Genomic DNA, 14,328 nt, shown 5'->3' on the forward strand with positions numbered 1-14,328 from the left:
GCCCCCGGATGATTTCCAGGGGCCACACGCAGCGTGATCCGGGCCGGGCGGAGCGTGATCCGGGCCAGGCGGAGCGTGATCCGTCAGCGGCCGACCGCGTATCCCTGCATGCCGCGCGGGTTCGCCGCCGCCGACAGGACGCCGGTGCGCGGGTCGCGGGCGACGGCGCACAGGCGGCCCTCGGACCAGGGCTCGCCGACGGTCACGTCGTGGCCGCGGCGGCGCAGCTCGGCGACGACCTCCGCGTCCATGCGCGCCTCGACGGTGACCGAGCCAGGTCGCATACCGCGCGGGAAGAAGGAGCCAGGGAACGAGTCGTTGTGCCAGTTCGGGGCGTCGATCGCGCCCTGGAGGTCGAGGCCGCCGCGCACCGAGCCGCGCAGCGCCACCGCCAGGAGGAAGTGCACCTGCCACTGGTCCTGCTGGTCGCCGCCGGGGGTGCCGAAGGCCATGACCGGGACGCCGTCCTTCAGGGCGAGCGACGGCGTCAGCGTCGTACGGGGGCGCTTGCCGGGCGTGAGGGAGTTCGGCAGGTCCTCGTCGAGCCACGCCATCTGGAGGCGGGTGCCGAGCGGGAAGCCGAGTTCGGGCACGACCGGGTTGGACTGGAGCCAGCCGCCGGAGGGCGTCGCGGCGACCATGTTGCCCCAGCGGTCGACGATGTCGATGTGGCAGGTGTCGCCGCGGGTGGCGCCGTTCTCGGCGACCTCCTCGTCCGACGCGGCCGACGCGGCCGACGCGTCCGAGGTCGACTTCTGCACCGTCGGCTCGCCCGCGCCCGCGACGCCCATCGCGTCGAAGCCCTCCTCCCCGGAGGCGACCGCGTGCGCGTGCGCGCTCAGGCGCGGCTCGGCGCCCAGCGGGCTGCCGGGGCGCAGCTCCACCGAGGCCTTCTCCGGGTCGATGAGGGCCCGCCGCGCGGTGTTGTACTCGTCCGAGAGCAGCGCCTCGACCGGCACCTCCGATGCGTCGCCGTACCAGGCCTCGCGGTCCGCCATCGCGAGCTTGCAGCCCTCGATCAGCAGGTGCACGTAGTCGGCGGACCCGTAGGCGGGCAGTTCGGGCGGGAGCAGCGCGAGCTGCTGGAGGAAGGCGGGGCCCTGGCTCCAGCCGCCGGCCTTGCACAGCGTCCAGCCGTTCCAGTCGTACGTCGCCGGGGCCTCGTACGTCGCCGACCAGCCCTTGAGGTCGTCGAGGGTCAGCGTGCCGGTGTGCCGCTCGCCGCTGGTGTCCTTGGTGGGCCGCTGGGACTGGCGTACCAGGGCCTCGGCGATGAAGCCCTCGCGCCACACCTTCCGCGCGGCCTCGATCTGCGCGGCGCGGTCGGTGCCGCCCGCCTCCTCGGACTCGGCTATGAGGCGCTTCCAGGTGGCGGCGAGCTGCTTGTTGCGCAGCAGTTCGCCCGGCTTCGGGGACGCGCCGTCGGTCAGGTAGACCTCGGCGGAGGACGGCCACTCGGTCTCGAAGAGCTCGCGTACGGTCTCGACGGTCTCGCCGACGCGCTCCACGGGCGCGTGCCCGTCCTCGGCGTACCCGATGGCGTACTTGAGGACCTCGGCGAGGGTCTTGGTGCCGTGGTCCTTGAGCAGGAGCATCCAGGCGTCGAACGCGCCGGGCACGGCGGACGCGAGCGGCCCCGTACCGGGGACGAGGTCGAGGCCGAGGGACTTGTAGTGCGCGACGGTCGCGCCCGCCGGGGCCACGCCCTGCCCGCACAGCACCCGCACCTCTCCCCCGGTCGGCGCCAGGATGATCGGCACCTCGCCGGCCGGGCCGTTGAGGTGCGGCTCCACGACGTGCAGCACGAAGCCGGCGGCGACGGCGGCGTCGTAGGCGTTGCCGCCGTCCTCCAGGACCGCCATGGCGGACTGGGAGGCGAGGTAGTGCGTCGAGGACACCATGCCGAAGGTGCCCTGGAGGGTCGGGCGGGTGGTGAACAAGGAGGCTCCTAGCTGGTGGCGGTGCGGCTGTTCGGGATCGTACGAGACGCTGCTGACAGCGCCTCCGGGGGTGCGGCGGCGTCCGGCGCGGTGCCGTCGTCGGCGACGAGGTGGCAGGAGACCTCACGGCCGCCCTCCAGCACCCGCAGCTCCGGGACTTCGGTGCGGCAGCGGTCGACGGCGAGCGGGCAGCGGGTGTGGAAGCGGCAGCCGGGCGGCGGATCGAGCGGGCTGGGCAACTCGCCGCTGAGGACGATGCGTTCGCGGCCGCGCTGCGTCGCCGGGTCGGGGACGGGCGCGGCCGAGAGCAGCGCCTGCGTGTAGGGGTGCTTCGGGTCGGCGAACAGCTCGCGCGTGGGGGCCTGTTCGACGATCTGGCCGAGGTACATGACGGCGATCCGGTCGGCGAGGTACTCGACGGCCGCCAGGTCGTGCGTGATGAACAGGCAGCCGAAGCCCCGGTCGCGTTGCAGGTCGGCGAGGAGGTTGAGGACGGAGGCCTGTACGGAGACGTCGAGCGCGGAGGTCGGCTCGTCGGCGATCAGGAGGTCCGGGTCGACGCACAACGCGCGCGCGATGGAGATGCGTTGGCGCTGGCCGCCGGAGAGTTCGTGCGGGTGCCGGTCGGCGTGCTCGGGGCGCAGCCCTACGTGGCCGAGGAGTTCGGCCACACGCGCGCGCGCCTCCTCCTTGCCGCGCACGATGCGGTGCAGCCGCAGCGGCTCCGCGATGATCTCGCCGACCGTCATGCGCGGGTCGAGGGAGGACGAGGGGTCCTGGAAGACGAGGTGGAAGTCCTTGCGCAGCGGCCGCAGGGCGCGCCGCGACATGGACGTCACGTCGGTGCCGTTGATGCGGACGGTGCCGCCGGTGGGCTCGTCGAGGCGGACGGCGCAGCGCCCCACGGTCGACTTGCCGCTGCCGGACTCGCCGACGAGGCCGACGACCTCGCCGCGCCCGACGGTCAGGGTGACGCCGTCGGCGGCGCGCACGGTGCCGCCGGAGCCCGCGAAGTGGCGTTCCAGGTCGACGAGTTCAAGGACGTTGTCGGCTTCAAGTTCAAGGACGTTGTCGCCTTCAAGGACGTTATCGGCACTCATGACGCGGTCTCCTGGAGGGTGTGCGGGTGCCAGCAGGCGGCGCGGTGCGGGGCGTCGGCCCCGGCGTCCGCCGAGACGGCCTTGAGGCCGGGGCGGCTCGACGTACAGGTGTCGTCGGCGCGGGCGCAGCGCGGCGCGAAGGTGCAGGCGTCGGGCTGCGCGTCGAGGCTCGGCACGAGGCCGGGGATCTCGGGGAGCCGCCGCTTGCCCTCGCCGCCGGGGCGCAGCACGGCGGAGAGCAGTCCGCGCGTGTACGGGTGCTTGGGGTCGGCGAACAGCTCGTGCACCGGCGCCTGTTCGACGGGGCGGCCCGCGTACATGACGAGCACCCGGTCGGCGGTGTCGGCGACGACGCCGAGGTCGTGCGTGATGAGGACGATGGCGGTGCCGAGCCGTTCGCGCAGCGACTGGAGCACCTCAAGGATGCCCGCCTGCACGGTGACGTCGAGCGCCGTCGTCGGCTCGTCGGCGATGAGGACGGCGGGGTCGCAGGCGACCGCGATGGCGATCATGACGCGTTGCCGCATGCCGCCGGAGAGCTGGTGCGGGTATTCGTCGATGCGCTGGGCGGGCGCGGGGATGCCGACGAGGTCGAGGAGTTCGACGGCACGCGCGCGTGCCGCCTTCTTGCTCAACCCCTGGTGGCGGCGGAGCACTTCACCGATCTGCCGGCCGATGGTGAGCACCGGGTTCAGGGAGGTCATCGGCTCCTGGAAGATCATGGCGATGTCGTTGCCGCGGATCTTCCCGTACGCCTTGTCGTCGGCGCCCGCGAGTTCCCGCTCGCCGATCCGCACGGAGCCGGTGATGTGCGCGGTGGGCGGCAGCAGCCCCATGACGGCCATGGAGGTGACGGACTTGCCGCAGCCCGACTCCCCGACCACGGCGAGCACTTCACCGGCGCGCAGGTCGAAGGAGACCTGGTCGACGGCGTGCACGGTGCGGGTGTCGGAGCGGAACGAGACGGAGAGGTCGCGCACGCTGAGTACGGGTTCAGTGGCGGCCTCTGTAGAAAACTGGTCGCTCATCGGGTCGCTCCACGGGGGTCGAGGACGTCGCGCAGGCCGTCGCCGAGCAGGTTGAACGCCAGGGTCGCGGCGACCACGGCGAGGCCAGGGAAGACCGCCATCCAGGGCGCGGGCGCGAGGAAGGACTGGGCGGAGGAGAGCATCACGCCGAGGGACGGCTCGGGCGGCTGCACCCCGAGGCCGAGGAAGCTGAGCAGGGCCTCGCCGATGATGGCGGCGGGGATGCCGACGGTGGCCTGCACGGTCAGGGCGGAGGTGGCGTTGGGCAGGATGTGCCGGAACAGGATGGTGCCGTCCCCGCCTCCGTTGGCGACGGCGGCGGCCACGTAGTCGACGTGCTTGAGGCGGAGCGTCTCGGCTCGGGTTATACGTATGACGGCGGGGATCTGGGAGATGCCGATGGCGATCGTCGCGTTGCCGAGCGAGGGGCCGAGGACGGCGGCGAGGCCGACGGCAAGGACCAGGAACGGGAACGCGAGCATCGTGTCGGTGACGCGGGAGACGACGCTGTCGGCGACCTTGCCGTAGTACCCGGCGAGCAGCCCGAGCGGTACGCCGATCACGAAGGCGAGCACGACGGCCAGCACCCCGACCTGCATCGAGGCCCGCGCCCCGAACACGACCCGGGACAACTGGTCGCGCCCCAGGTCGTCGGTGCCCAGCCAGTGCGCCCAGCTCGGGGCGGCGAGCACGTGTCCGAAGTCCGCGCGCGCGGGGTCGTACGGGGCGACGAGCGGCGCGAACAGCGCGGCGAGCACGAAGATCGCGGCGATGACGGCGCCGGTCATGGCGAGCTTGTTCCTGCGCAGGGCGCGCAGTTTGCCGTTGCCCGCGACCCGGGCGCGGACCGTTGTGAGGGTGAGCGTGGTCACCGGGCACCTCCGAGCCGGATGCGCGGGTCGATGACCGAGTACGCCACGTCGACCAGCAGGTTGATGAAGATGTACGCGAACGACGTGCACAGCACCACGCCTTGCAGCGTCGCGTAGTCGCGGGTGAAGACGGCGTCGATGGTGAGCTTGCCGAAGCCGGGGAGCACGAAGATCTGCTCGGTGACGACGGCGCCGGAGATCAGGTGGCCGAGTTGCAGGCCGAGCACGGTGACGACGGTGACGAGCGAGTTGCGCAGCGCGTGCCCGCCGACCACCTCGCGGCGCGAGAGCCCCTTGGCGCGGGCCGTGCGCACGTAGTCCGCGGAGAGCGAGTCGAGCATCGCGGCGCGGGTCTGCCGCATGACGACGGCGGCGAGCCCGGAGCCGAGGACGATCGCGGGCAGCACCATGCGGCGCAGGTTGTCGATCGGGTCGGTGCCGAAGGGCACGAATCCGGAAGCCGCGAAGACCGGCACGGCGATCGCGAAGGCGAGCACGAGCACGATGCCGAGCCAGAAGGTCGGCACCGAAAGTCCGAGCAGGGCAAGGGCGTTGGCGATCCACTCGGCGGGCTTGCCGCGCCGCACGGCCGCGACCACACCGGCGCCGACACCGAGCACGATCGCCAACAGCAGGGAGAGCGCGGCGAGTTCGAGGGTGACGGGCAGCGCCTGCGCGATGGCGTCCGCGACCGGGAGGCCGGTGCGCGAGGAGTTGCCGAGGTCGCCCTGGAGGGCGTGCCCGATGAACCGCCCGTACTGGACCACGATGTTGTCGTCGAGCCCGTACGCGGCGCGGATCGCGGCCAGCGCCTTCGGGCTGCGCTCCTCGCCGGCGAGGGCGAGCGCCGGGTCGCCGGGCAGCGCGCGAATGCCGGCGAACACGACGACCGACACGAGGAACATCGTCACGATGGACTGCCGGATACGGGTCAGGACGTACGCGGCCATGGGGTGCCCGGCGAGCGGTCCGGCCCCGGGCTTCTTCTCGGCGCCCGGCTTCTTCGAGGAAGCCTTCTCCGCCGGTATCTGAGCGGTCGTCACTTCACGTACCCCGCATCCTTGACCCGGACGAGGCCGTCGCCGTAGACGCGCAGGCCCGAGACGTCCTTCCCGGCGACGACGTAGTTCTTCTGGCGGTAGAGGTAGATCAGGGTGTGCTCGGCGTTCACCTCGCGGATCAACTCCGCGTAGATCTTGTTGCGTTCGGCGGTGTCGGACTCGGCGCGGCCGCGCTTGATCAGCTCGTCGATCTTCGGGTTCGACAGGCCGTAGGCGTTCATGGCGCCCTTGGTCTGGAGGAAGCTGGCGATGTTGCCGTCTGGGTCGAGCCGTCCCGACCAGCCGCTCTGGAAGGCCTCGTAGTGGCCGTCGTCGGTCTCTTCGAGCATGGTGGCGTACTCGGTGGGTCGCAGGGACAGGGCGAAGCCCGCGTCCTTGACCATGGCCTGGATGACCTGGCCGATGCGGCTCCACTCGGGTGTCGTGGGGATCTTCAGCTCGACGCGCACGGGCGTCTTGACCCCGGCCTCCTTGAGCAGCCTCTTCGCCTTGGGGACGTCGCGTCCGGGGCACTCGGACGCCTTGACGCCGGGCGCGACCGCGGACTTCGGGGACATGGGGCCGCAGGCGGGCTCGTACATGCCCTGGAAGGCGACCTTGTTGATGAGCTTGCGATCAATGGCCAGCTCGAAGGCCTCGCGGACCCGGACGTCCTTCGCCATCGGGGTGTCGATCTTCCCGGGGGCCTGGCCGAGTCCCTTGACGTTGCCGACGTTGATGCCGATGCCCTGGTAGCCCTGCGAGGGCGAGTTGAGCAGTTGCAGCTTGTCGTCGGTGAGCGCGCTCTTCACATCGACGGGCACCATCTGGTCACCGACCTGGACATCGCCGGAGCGCACGTTGGCGAGGCGGACGCTGCCGTCGGGGATCGGCTTGTAGATCACCTTGTCGAGGTGGACGTCCTTGGCGTCGTAGTAGTTGGGGTCCTTGGCGACCACGATGCGGTCACCGCCGACCCGCTCCACGAACCGATACGGCCCCACGCAGGAAGGGTGGTTGGTGAAGTTCTTGCCGTACTTCTTGAGTGCCTTCGGCGACATCACCATGCCGGCCCGGTCGGCGAGCACGGCGGGCAGCGGCACGTACGGCTGCTTGAGGGTGAGCTTCACGCTGTACGGGCCGGTGGCCTTCGCCGACTTGAGCGGGGCGAGTTCGGTGGCGCGGGCGGAGCCGGAGAGGTCGCGGTGGCGCAGCAGGGAGGTGACGACGGCGTCGGCGGTCAGCTTGGTGCCGTCGCTGAACTTGGCGTCCTTGCGTACGTCGAAGGTGACGGTGCGGCCGTCCTTCGAGACGTCGGGCTCGTGGGTGGCGAGTTGGGGTATCACCTTGCCCTGCTGGTCGACGTCGTAGAGCTTCTCGCACATGCCCGCGAAGACGGTGCGGCCCACGAGGGTCTGGGCGAGGGTCGGGTCGAGCTTGTCGGGATCGGCGTTGAGGGCCACGGTCAGCGTTCCGCCGTCCCGGACCGGGCGGTCGTCGGTCATCCGCTCCCCGCCCACCTCCGTGGCCGTGGACTGCAGGGAGCCGCAGCCCGCCAGAGTGGACATCGCCAGGACAACTGCCGTCAGGGCAACCGCTGTTCGGCGCACGAGGGCTTACCTCCGCCAGGAATGAGGGGTGGGCGATCGGTGAGCGATCAAGGAATACGGAAGAACGTATTTCGCATACAGTCCGCACACAAGAGGGTTGTCCGGATCCCGGACAACCCTCGGTGAAGATTGGATAAACACGAGCGGCAAAACGGGGCGCCCACCCCAGATCGGTCAGCGCGCGAAGTCCCTCGCCTCCACCTCCCGCAGCTTCCCGAACCGCTCCCTGACCTCGGCCCGCCGCGCCCGGTCCATGGCGAGATTCACCAACTCGCCGGGATCCTCCTGGAGGTCGTACAGCTCGTGGTCGTTGTCGTCGAAGTCGGCGTCCGGCCCGTACAGCATCCGGGAGGGCTCCGGCTTCGCTCCCTGGTCGGCGGGGAGTCCGCCGCCGACGCCGAAGTAGCGGGCGTACTTGAACCGGCCGTCGAACATGCCGCGCACCGCGTACCGGGTCTGCTGGATACGGCGGGTGTGCGTGGCCTCGTGCGCGAACAGCACGTAGTCGCGCACCGACGCCCGCGGGTCCCGGAACACGGGCGTGAGGTCCACCCCTCGGAACGAGTCCGGCGCCGGCACCCCGGCGAGCGCGCAGATCGTCGAGGCGAGGTCGACGTGCGAGGCGAGGGAGTCGGTGACCGTGCCGGGGCGGGTCGTGCCGGGCACCTTCACGTAGCAGGGCACGCGCATGATCTCGTCGTAGACGAACGGCCCCTTGGAGCGCAGGCCGTGGCCGCCGCACATGTCGCCGTGGTCGGACGTGAAGATGACGACGGTGTCGTCCCAGCCGCCGGACTCCTCAAGCGCGCCGAGCACCTTGCCGAGCGATTCGTCGGCGAGCCGGTGCAGTTGGGCGTAGTAGTCGAGCTGGCGCAGCCACGCGCCCTTGTCGGCCGGGTCGATGCGGCCGTACAGGCTGTGCTGCTGGTCGTGCCGCCACTGCCGGTGGGTGTCGGGCTTGGTGTGCAGGTCGTCGTCGAAGTTGTCGGGCAGTTCGCTGAACACCTCGTCGTACGGCTGCTCGTAGGGCGGGATGGCCTGGCCGCCGCCCCAGTCGCCGTCGAGGAACTGGCGGATGAACTCCATCGCCTTGGGGTGCGAGCGCTGGTACTCGGGCTGGTCGATCGGGTACCACATCACGTCGTGCGGGTTGACGAGCGCGACGGTGAGGAACCAGGGGTCCCGCGCGTCGGCGTTGCGGCGCAGCCAGTGCGCGGCGTTGTTCGCGATGACCGGGTCGAAGTGCACTCCGGTGCCGGCGAGCCCCATGAAGTGGTGGTCGTTGCCGTCCCAGTCGCCGTAGCCGTACGCCTCCATGTCGGGCTGGGCCGAGCGGGACAGGTGCCACTTTCCGATGTACGAGGACCGGTACCCGGCCTGCCGCAGGGCGCCGCCGATGGTGGTGGTGGCCGGGTCGAGCTCGGGCTGCCACGGGAAGATGACGTTCTCGGCGACCTGGTGCTGGGTGACGTACTGGCCGGTCATCATCGTGGCGCGGGAGGGCGAGCAGGGCGAGGAGTGCGTCCAGTAGTTGGTGAACTCCAGGCCCTCGGCCAACAGCCGCTCACGCCACGGGAGTTCGACCGTGGGCGGCAGCCAGCCGCGCTGGCGTTCCTGGTCGGAGACGACGAGGAGGATATTGGGACGGTGCGGCTCTGCCATGTCAACCAGCCTTCTTTCCCAGGGAGTTCATGTCATGACGTGGCTTCTGCGCGGCCGTTCTCGCGCGGGACCGCCCCCACGCCGCCGGTCGCCGGGGTTCGCCCGTGCCGCATGAACGCGGCGACGAGCAGGGCCATGGCGGCGAAGCCCGCCGCCACCAGGAACGCGGACACATAGCCCGCCTCGCCGTACAGCACCTCGTCACCGGGGGTGTCGAGGACGTGCTGGGCGAGCACGGCGCCGAGGACGGTGACCCCCGTGGCGTTGCCGAGGTTGTTGGCGACGCCCATCATTCCGGCGCCGACGCCCGTATGGGTCGCGGGCACCGCCTCGACGACGAGGTTCGACACGGACACGAAGAAGAAGCCGAATCCGATGCCCATGAACAGGGCCGCGAGGAGGATGTGCCACACCCGCGTGTGCAGCACGGACAGCAGCGTCGCGGCGGTGGCGAGGCAGCCGAGGGCGATGAGCAGCCCCGTGCGCGGGGCGCGGCGCCGCGCGAGCAGCCCGCCGAGCGGACCGCCCGCCGCGCTCAACAGCCCTTGCGGCACCAGGAATACGGCCACGCCGATCGGCGCCATGCCGAGCCCGAACCCGGTGTTCTCCGGCGTCTGCACGAGCTGCGGCAGCGTCAGCGCGACCCCGCCGATCGCCACGGACCCGCCGAGCGCGGCGAGCAGCGTCCAGCGCAGCGCGGGCCCGGTGAGCAGCCGCAGGTCGATCAGCGGATCCGCGGCGCGCAGCTCGCACACCACGAACAGGGCGAGCAGTACGCACGCCCCGACGGCCACCGCGAGCAGCCGCCCCGAGCCCCACCCCCACTTGCTCCCCTGCCCCACGGCGAGCAGCACACCGGCCGCCCCGCACCCGAAGAGCAGTCCCCCGGCCACGTCCACGGGCCGCCGAAGGCGCACCCCCGACTCCGGGAACGTGGCGCTCACCAGCGGCGCGAGCACCACCGCGTACAGCAGGCAGAACCAGAAGATCGCCCGGAACCCGAAGGACTGCACGAGCGCCCCGCCGACGACCGGGCCCAGGATGACGCTGAAGCCGATGCCGGTCGTGATCGCGCCCATCGCCACCGGCACCACCCGCACCGGGAACACATCACGGATCAGCCCGTACGCGGCCGGGGCGATGACCATGGCGACACCCTGGGCCGCCCGGCCGACGAGGAACACGGGGAAGTTCGGCGCGAGGGCGCACACCAGCGAGCCGACCGCGAAGACACCGGCCGCGTACACGATCACCCGCTTCTTGCCGTGCCCGTCGGCGACCTTGCCGAGCAGCGGCTGCGCCACCACCCCGACGAGGCTGACGACGGTGAGCGTCCAGCCGATCGACTCGGTGCGGAACTCGGCCGCCATGTGCTGCAACGCCGGGTAGACGAGGGAGAGTTCGAGGGCGACGACCTCGGTGAGCAGGATCAGCGGGACGAGGCGCAGGACGTACGCGGCGGTGGAGCGCTCGGCGAGCCGGGGCGGGTTCCGGGGCGTGGTCTGGGTCATGGCGACCTCCCGCCGCCCTTGTTAACGCACTTGCGTTAAACAAACAAGGCATCGCACACTCCACGCCATGGGCACTTCGACCGACACCCGGCGCCGCCTCATCGACGTGGCCGAGCGGCTCTTCGCCGAACAGGGCATCCACGCCACGTCACTTCGGGAGATCGCCGCGGCGGCCGACCAGCGCAACACGTCCGCGGTGGCCTATCACTTCGGTACGAAGCGGGGCCTGGTCGACGCGATCTACGAGGAGCGGCTCACCGTCACCACGGCACGCCAGCTGGAACTCCTCGAAGAGCTGGACGCGCGGGGGCGCGGGACCGAACTGCGCGCGCTGACGCAGGTGTTGGTGCGCCCGATGGTGGAGCGCCTCGAACACCCGGAGCGGCCGAGCTGGTTCCTGCGGTTCGTCGTCAACGCGATGTACGTCGAGGGCATCGCCCCGACGGATCTGCGCGCGCACCCGTGGACGCGCGGCCTGCTGACGCTGCACACGCGGATCTCGCGGTGCATGCCAAAGCTCCCGGCGCGGGTCCGGGAGAACAGGTGGGACTTCTTCATCGGCCTGCTGCTGCACACGCTGGCGCAGCGCGAGCGGACGCTCCAGGCGTCGGGCGCGCCCGACGTCGCGGATCAGCGGCTGCTCGCCGCCGACCTCATCGACGCCGGGGTCGCGGTGCTCACCGCGCAGGTCACGCCCGTACGGTGGTGAACTCCGGCCGAAGTCCGTGGACCCCGGCCGGCGTCATGAACCTCAGCTGTCCACCCAGCCGTGCTTGCGGCCGCTCTGCACCAGCTCCCGGCGGATCGCCAGGATCTGCTCGCCGGTGAGCGAGGGCGCCGAGCGCAGCAGCATCTCGGTGACCTCGTTCGTGAACTCGTCGACGCGCAGCACGTCGCACAGCACGTCGTCCCCTTCGGCCGCCGCGTGCCGGCCGGGCGAGGGCGCGGAGGCGCCCTCGGCGAGCTGCACGGACGAGGCCTTCGGGCCGCGGTCGCCCTCCTCGATGTCGAACTCGACCTTGAGCCCGGTGCGCAGATACGACTCCGGGATCAGGAGGTCGTTCACATGCAGAAAGACGTCCTCCCCGCCGTCGTCCGGCGCGATGAATCCATAACCACGCGCCCCGTCGAAGCGCACCACACGACCAGCAGCCACGCCGACCCCCAACCACCTCAGCGAGCCCATTGCTCGCGGCCTCCAACAACTTTTCCGGATCCTACCGGTCCGCACCGAGGAACTCGCGGACCCTCCCCGGACGACGCCCCAGCGTGATGTCACGGTGACGGAAGTGGCGGTATCCGCGCACAGCAACTCATGTGACACTGGCGTACCCGACCGACCCACCCTGACGTAAGGGACGTACGCGGTGCGTTCTCTCCCGCTCCCGGTCACCCTGACCGCCCGCCTCCTGCCCGTCGCCGTGCTCGCCTGCGCGGGCTGGGCCTACTCGTCCGGGCCCATGGCGCCGTCCGCGGACGAGGACCGCCCCGAGGCGGCGCCGCGGTCGTCCTCGGCGCCGGACAGCTCCGAGGAGCCCGGCGAGGCCGTGGCCGCGAAGACGTACGCGAAGCCGCCGGCCCCCTGCACCTCGCTGCCGTCCTCGACGATCAAGGCCCTGGTGCCGGACGCCAAGACGGCCGGCAAGGAGCTGTCCGCCACGGACGAATCGGTCCGCCGCGGCTGCTCGTGGAGCGCCCTGAAGGGGTACGACTACCGCTGGCTCGATGTCTCCTTCGAGGTGAAGGACTCCGACGAGCTGGCGAAGAAGGCGTTCGCGTCCGGGGACGCCGCGAAGGGCGCCAAGCAGGACCTCGGCGACGAGGCCGCCCTGTCGAGCGACGTCACCACCAAGGACAAGCAGCAGACCCGCGAGGCCGTTCTGACGGTCCGCAAGGGCAACGCGCTCGTGACCGTCACCTACAACGGCAGCGACTTCGAGTCCAAGGGCGCGCCCTCGGCTGCCACCGTGAGCGAGGGCGCAGTGCGCGCCGCCAAGAGCGCGGTCGGCGCGCTCGACTCCACGGCCGGCGAGTAGGCGTACAAGGAATCAGGGGCGCCTCTAAGGCGAATGGATCTTGCATGCCCGGACACCTACCCGGGGCACGCCGCGCTCGCTCCGCGCCCTCACCTACTACACCCGTGCGGCCCAACCCGGCGTAACGCGCTCCCCTCGTTCAACTCGTTCAACATCCCTTGATCCACAACGCGTTGATCGGCTCCCCGCTCCTGACGTCTCATGGGAGGGAACCCTAAACAGGCCGTAAAGACCTGTTTTCGAGGCTTAAGGAGTGACATATGACCATGTCCCGGGTGCCCCTCGATCCGACGGGCCGCATCTGTGTCACCTCGCCCTACTACGCGCTCGACGACCTCACCGAGACGGCTCCGGGCAGCGTCACCGCCGGAGTCACCGTGCAGACCGACCCCGGGCTGCAGGCCGCGGTGATCGGCCTCGGGGAGATGGGCCGGCACCTGGCGATCCTCGGCCTGTGCGCGGCGGCCACCCTCAACCCCCGGACCGGACAGCACTATTACCTGGCCCGCAAGGCCAGTGCCCGGGTGGCCGCGGCCGGTGACCGCGACGGCGACCCGAAGCTGATCGGCACCGCGCACGCCAGGCTGCCGAGCCCGCGCCGGGCCGAGGCCGACACGGAGCTGCGCGACCGCGACGGCGGCCTGGTCTCGCGCCTCGCCGTCGAGTACGACGTCGTGTCGGCGCCGGTCTTCCGGCGCATGTTCGCCCAGCGGGCCGTGTCCACCCCGCCCACCCCGCACAACCCGTACGTCACACCGCCCCGGCTGTCCGGACCAACGATGCGCGGCGCCGAGGCCGAAGGCCGGATCACCGTCACCCCCGAGATGTGCCCTGGTCACTTCGACGGGTTCCCCGCGTTTCCCGTCGCGGTCGTCGCCACCGTGATGGCCTCGGTCGTCGACCACCTGGTCGCCGACGCGTACCCGGCGGGCACCCGCTGGCGGCCGGTCGGCACCGAACTGGAGGCACACGAACTCGTCTGGCCCGGCGAGACGTTGACGGTGTCGGGGCACCTGGCGGACTCCCCTTCGGCCGGGCGCAGGGCGCGCTGCGCAGCCCGCGTCGGCGACCGTGTCATAGCCACCACCGAGACCGATTTCGACCCGGTCCGATGACCCGGTCGACCAACCCCGACGCCCGGCACCGCTCCCCCGTCACCCAGGCCGTGCGCCCCGCGCTGTGGGCGTGGTGGCTCGGCCTGTGCCCCTCAGACAGTGACCCGCTTCCCGAGAAGGACGTCGCCGTGCCCGATACAGCCCACGACCTGGGTGCCCACCTGTCCACCGCGATAGCCCGCCGCTTCGACCTGGACCCGGCCCGTGTCACCCCCGCCACCCGGCTCGGCGACCTGGACTTCGACTCGCTGTCCTACATAGAGCTGTCGTTGGTGTGCGAGGAGGAGTTCCACGCGGAGGTCCACGACGACCTGCTGCACGCGCAATTGACCGTCACGGAGGTCGCCTCACTCATCAGGCAGGCCCTGACCGCATGAATTCGGCCGTATCACCGTCAACAGTGTGTATCGGTAC

Annotated in this window: 13 protein-coding genes; 4 read left to right on the top strand and 9 right to left on the bottom strand. The window is 71.1% G+C overall.

Annotation, left to right across the window (positions count from 1 at the left end; genetic code table 11):
* Window positions 1–83: 83 nt before the first annotated feature.
* From RBJ65_RS08235 to RBJ65_RS08270, 8 genes are all read right to left on the bottom strand, one after another.
* Window positions 84–1,940, bottom strand: coding sequence for a gamma-glutamyltransferase family protein (locus RBJ65_RS08235; RefSeq protein WP_306316306.1), 1,857 nt, complete (start codon window positions 1,938–1,940; stop codon window positions 84–86).
* Window positions 1,941–1,948: 8 nt separating this feature from the next.
* A complete protein-coding gene (locus tag RBJ65_RS08240; protein WP_306316305.1) occupies window positions 1,949–3,040 on the bottom strand; it encodes an ABC transporter ATP-binding protein in 1,092 nt (363 codons plus the stop codon).
* Window positions 3,037–4,068, bottom strand: a complete 1,032-nt coding sequence (locus RBJ65_RS08245) for an ABC transporter ATP-binding protein (protein ID WP_306316304.1) — start codon at window positions 4,066–4,068, stop codon at window positions 3,037–3,039. Before RBJ65_RS08245 ends, RBJ65_RS08240 begins: the two co-directional genes overlap by 4 nt.
* The gene (locus RBJ65_RS08250; protein ID WP_306316303.1) at window positions 4,065–4,940 is read right to left on the bottom strand and encodes an ABC transporter permease; all 876 of its coding nucleotides are present in this window, start codon (window positions 4,938–4,940) and stop codon (window positions 4,065–4,067) included. The genes RBJ65_RS08245 and RBJ65_RS08250 overlap by 4 nt, the downstream gene beginning before the upstream one ends.
* Complete coding sequence (locus RBJ65_RS08255; RefSeq protein ID WP_306316701.1) at window positions 4,937–5,890, bottom strand: ABC transporter permease; 954 nt, start codon at window positions 5,888–5,890, stop codon at window positions 4,937–4,939. The genes RBJ65_RS08250 and RBJ65_RS08255 overlap by 4 nt, the downstream gene beginning before the upstream one ends.
* A gap of 89 nt (window positions 5,891–5,979) precedes the next feature.
* Entirely contained in the window at window positions 5,980–7,548 is a 1,569-nt protein-coding gene (locus RBJ65_RS08260) for an ABC transporter substrate-binding protein (RefSeq protein WP_306316302.1), read from the bottom strand.
* Window positions 7,549–7,764: 216 nt separating this feature from the next.
* On the bottom strand, window positions 7,765–9,252 hold the full coding sequence (locus RBJ65_RS08265; protein ID WP_306316301.1) for a sulfatase-like hydrolase/transferase: 1,488 nt from the start codon (window positions 9,250–9,252) through the stop codon (window positions 7,765–7,767).
* 32 nt (window positions 9,253–9,284) lie between these two features.
* Entirely contained in the window at window positions 9,285–10,763 is a 1,479-nt protein-coding gene (locus RBJ65_RS08270; RefSeq protein ID WP_306316300.1) for an MFS transporter, read from the bottom strand.
* A gap of 67 nt (window positions 10,764–10,830) precedes the next feature.
* On the opposite strand from RBJ65_RS08270, the gene RBJ65_RS08275 reads away from it, so the two are divergent.
* Window positions 10,831–11,472, top strand: coding sequence for a TetR/AcrR family transcriptional regulator (locus RBJ65_RS08275; RefSeq protein ID WP_306316299.1), 642 nt, complete (start codon window positions 10,831–10,833; stop codon window positions 11,470–11,472).
* Window positions 11,473–11,514: 42 nt separating this feature from the next.
* Here RBJ65_RS08275 and RBJ65_RS08280 read toward each other — a convergent pair whose 3' ends face one another.
* Window positions 11,515–11,919 carry a cold-shock protein gene (locus RBJ65_RS08280; protein WP_306316298.1) on the bottom strand — a complete coding sequence of 135 codons (405 nt, stop codon included), beginning with the start codon at window positions 11,917–11,919 and terminating at the stop codon, window positions 11,515–11,517.
* 211 nt (window positions 11,920–12,130) lie between these two features.
* On the opposite strand from RBJ65_RS08280, the gene RBJ65_RS08285 reads away from it, so the two are divergent.
* The 3 genes from RBJ65_RS08285 (at window position 12,131) to RBJ65_RS08295 (ending at window position 14,291) form a co-directional block, all read left to right on the top strand.
* Entirely contained in the window at window positions 12,131–12,799 is a 669-nt protein-coding gene (locus tag RBJ65_RS08285) for a hypothetical protein (protein ID WP_306316297.1), read from the top strand.
* Between the two features lie 260 nt (window positions 12,800–13,059).
* Window positions 13,060–13,914, top strand: a complete 855-nt coding sequence (locus RBJ65_RS08290; protein WP_306316296.1) for a hypothetical protein — start codon at window positions 13,060–13,062, stop codon at window positions 13,912–13,914.
* Window positions 13,911–14,291 (top strand): acyl carrier protein, encoded by a 381-nt coding sequence (locus RBJ65_RS08295; RefSeq protein WP_306316295.1) that lies wholly within the window; start codon window positions 13,911–13,913, stop codon window positions 14,289–14,291. The genes RBJ65_RS08290 and RBJ65_RS08295 overlap by 4 nt, the downstream gene beginning before the upstream one ends.
* Window positions 14,292–14,328: the final 37 nt, after the last annotated feature.

The sequence above is a fragment of the Streptomyces sp. KL109B genome, from assembly GCF_030766935.1.
Taxonomy (GTDB): domain Bacteria; phylum Actinomycetota; class Actinomycetes; order Streptomycetales; family Streptomycetaceae; genus Streptomyces.

What these genes read in the sequence shown, in the direction of transcription:
- RBJ65_RS08275 (WP_306316299.1), top strand. Translation starts at nt 10,831, where the DNA reads ATGGGCACTTCGACCGACACCCGGCGCCGCCTCATCGACGTGGCCGAG.
- RBJ65_RS08295 (WP_306316295.1), top strand. Translation starts at nt 13,911, where the DNA reads ATGACCCGGTCGACCAACCCCGACGCCCGGCACCGCTCCCCCGTCACC.
- RBJ65_RS08245 (WP_306316304.1), bottom strand. Translation starts at nt 4,068, where the DNA reads ATGAGCGACCAGTTTTCTACAGAGGCCGCCACTGAACCCGTACTCAGC.
- RBJ65_RS08290 (WP_306316296.1), top strand. Translation starts at nt 13,060, where the DNA reads ATGACCATGTCCCGGGTGCCCCTCGATCCGACGGGCCGCATCTGTGTC.
- RBJ65_RS08240 (WP_306316305.1), bottom strand. Translation starts at nt 3,040, where the DNA reads ATGAGTGCCGATAACGTCCTTGAAGGCGACAACGTCCTTGAACTTGAA.
- RBJ65_RS08270 (WP_306316300.1), bottom strand. Translation starts at nt 10,763, where the DNA reads ATGACCCAGACCACGCCCCGGAACCCGCCCCGGCTCGCCGAGCGCTCC.
- RBJ65_RS08260 (WP_306316302.1), bottom strand. Translation starts at nt 7,548, where the DNA reads ATGTCCACTCTGGCGGGCTGCGGCTCCCTGCAGTCCACGGCCACGGAG.
- RBJ65_RS08255 (WP_306316701.1), bottom strand. Translation starts at nt 5,890, where the DNA reads ATGGCCGCGTACGTCCTGACCCGTATCCGGCAGTCCATCGTGACGATG.
- RBJ65_RS08265 (WP_306316301.1), bottom strand. Translation starts at nt 9,252, where the DNA reads ATGGCAGAGCCGCACCGTCCCAATATCCTCCTCGTCGTCTCCGACCAG.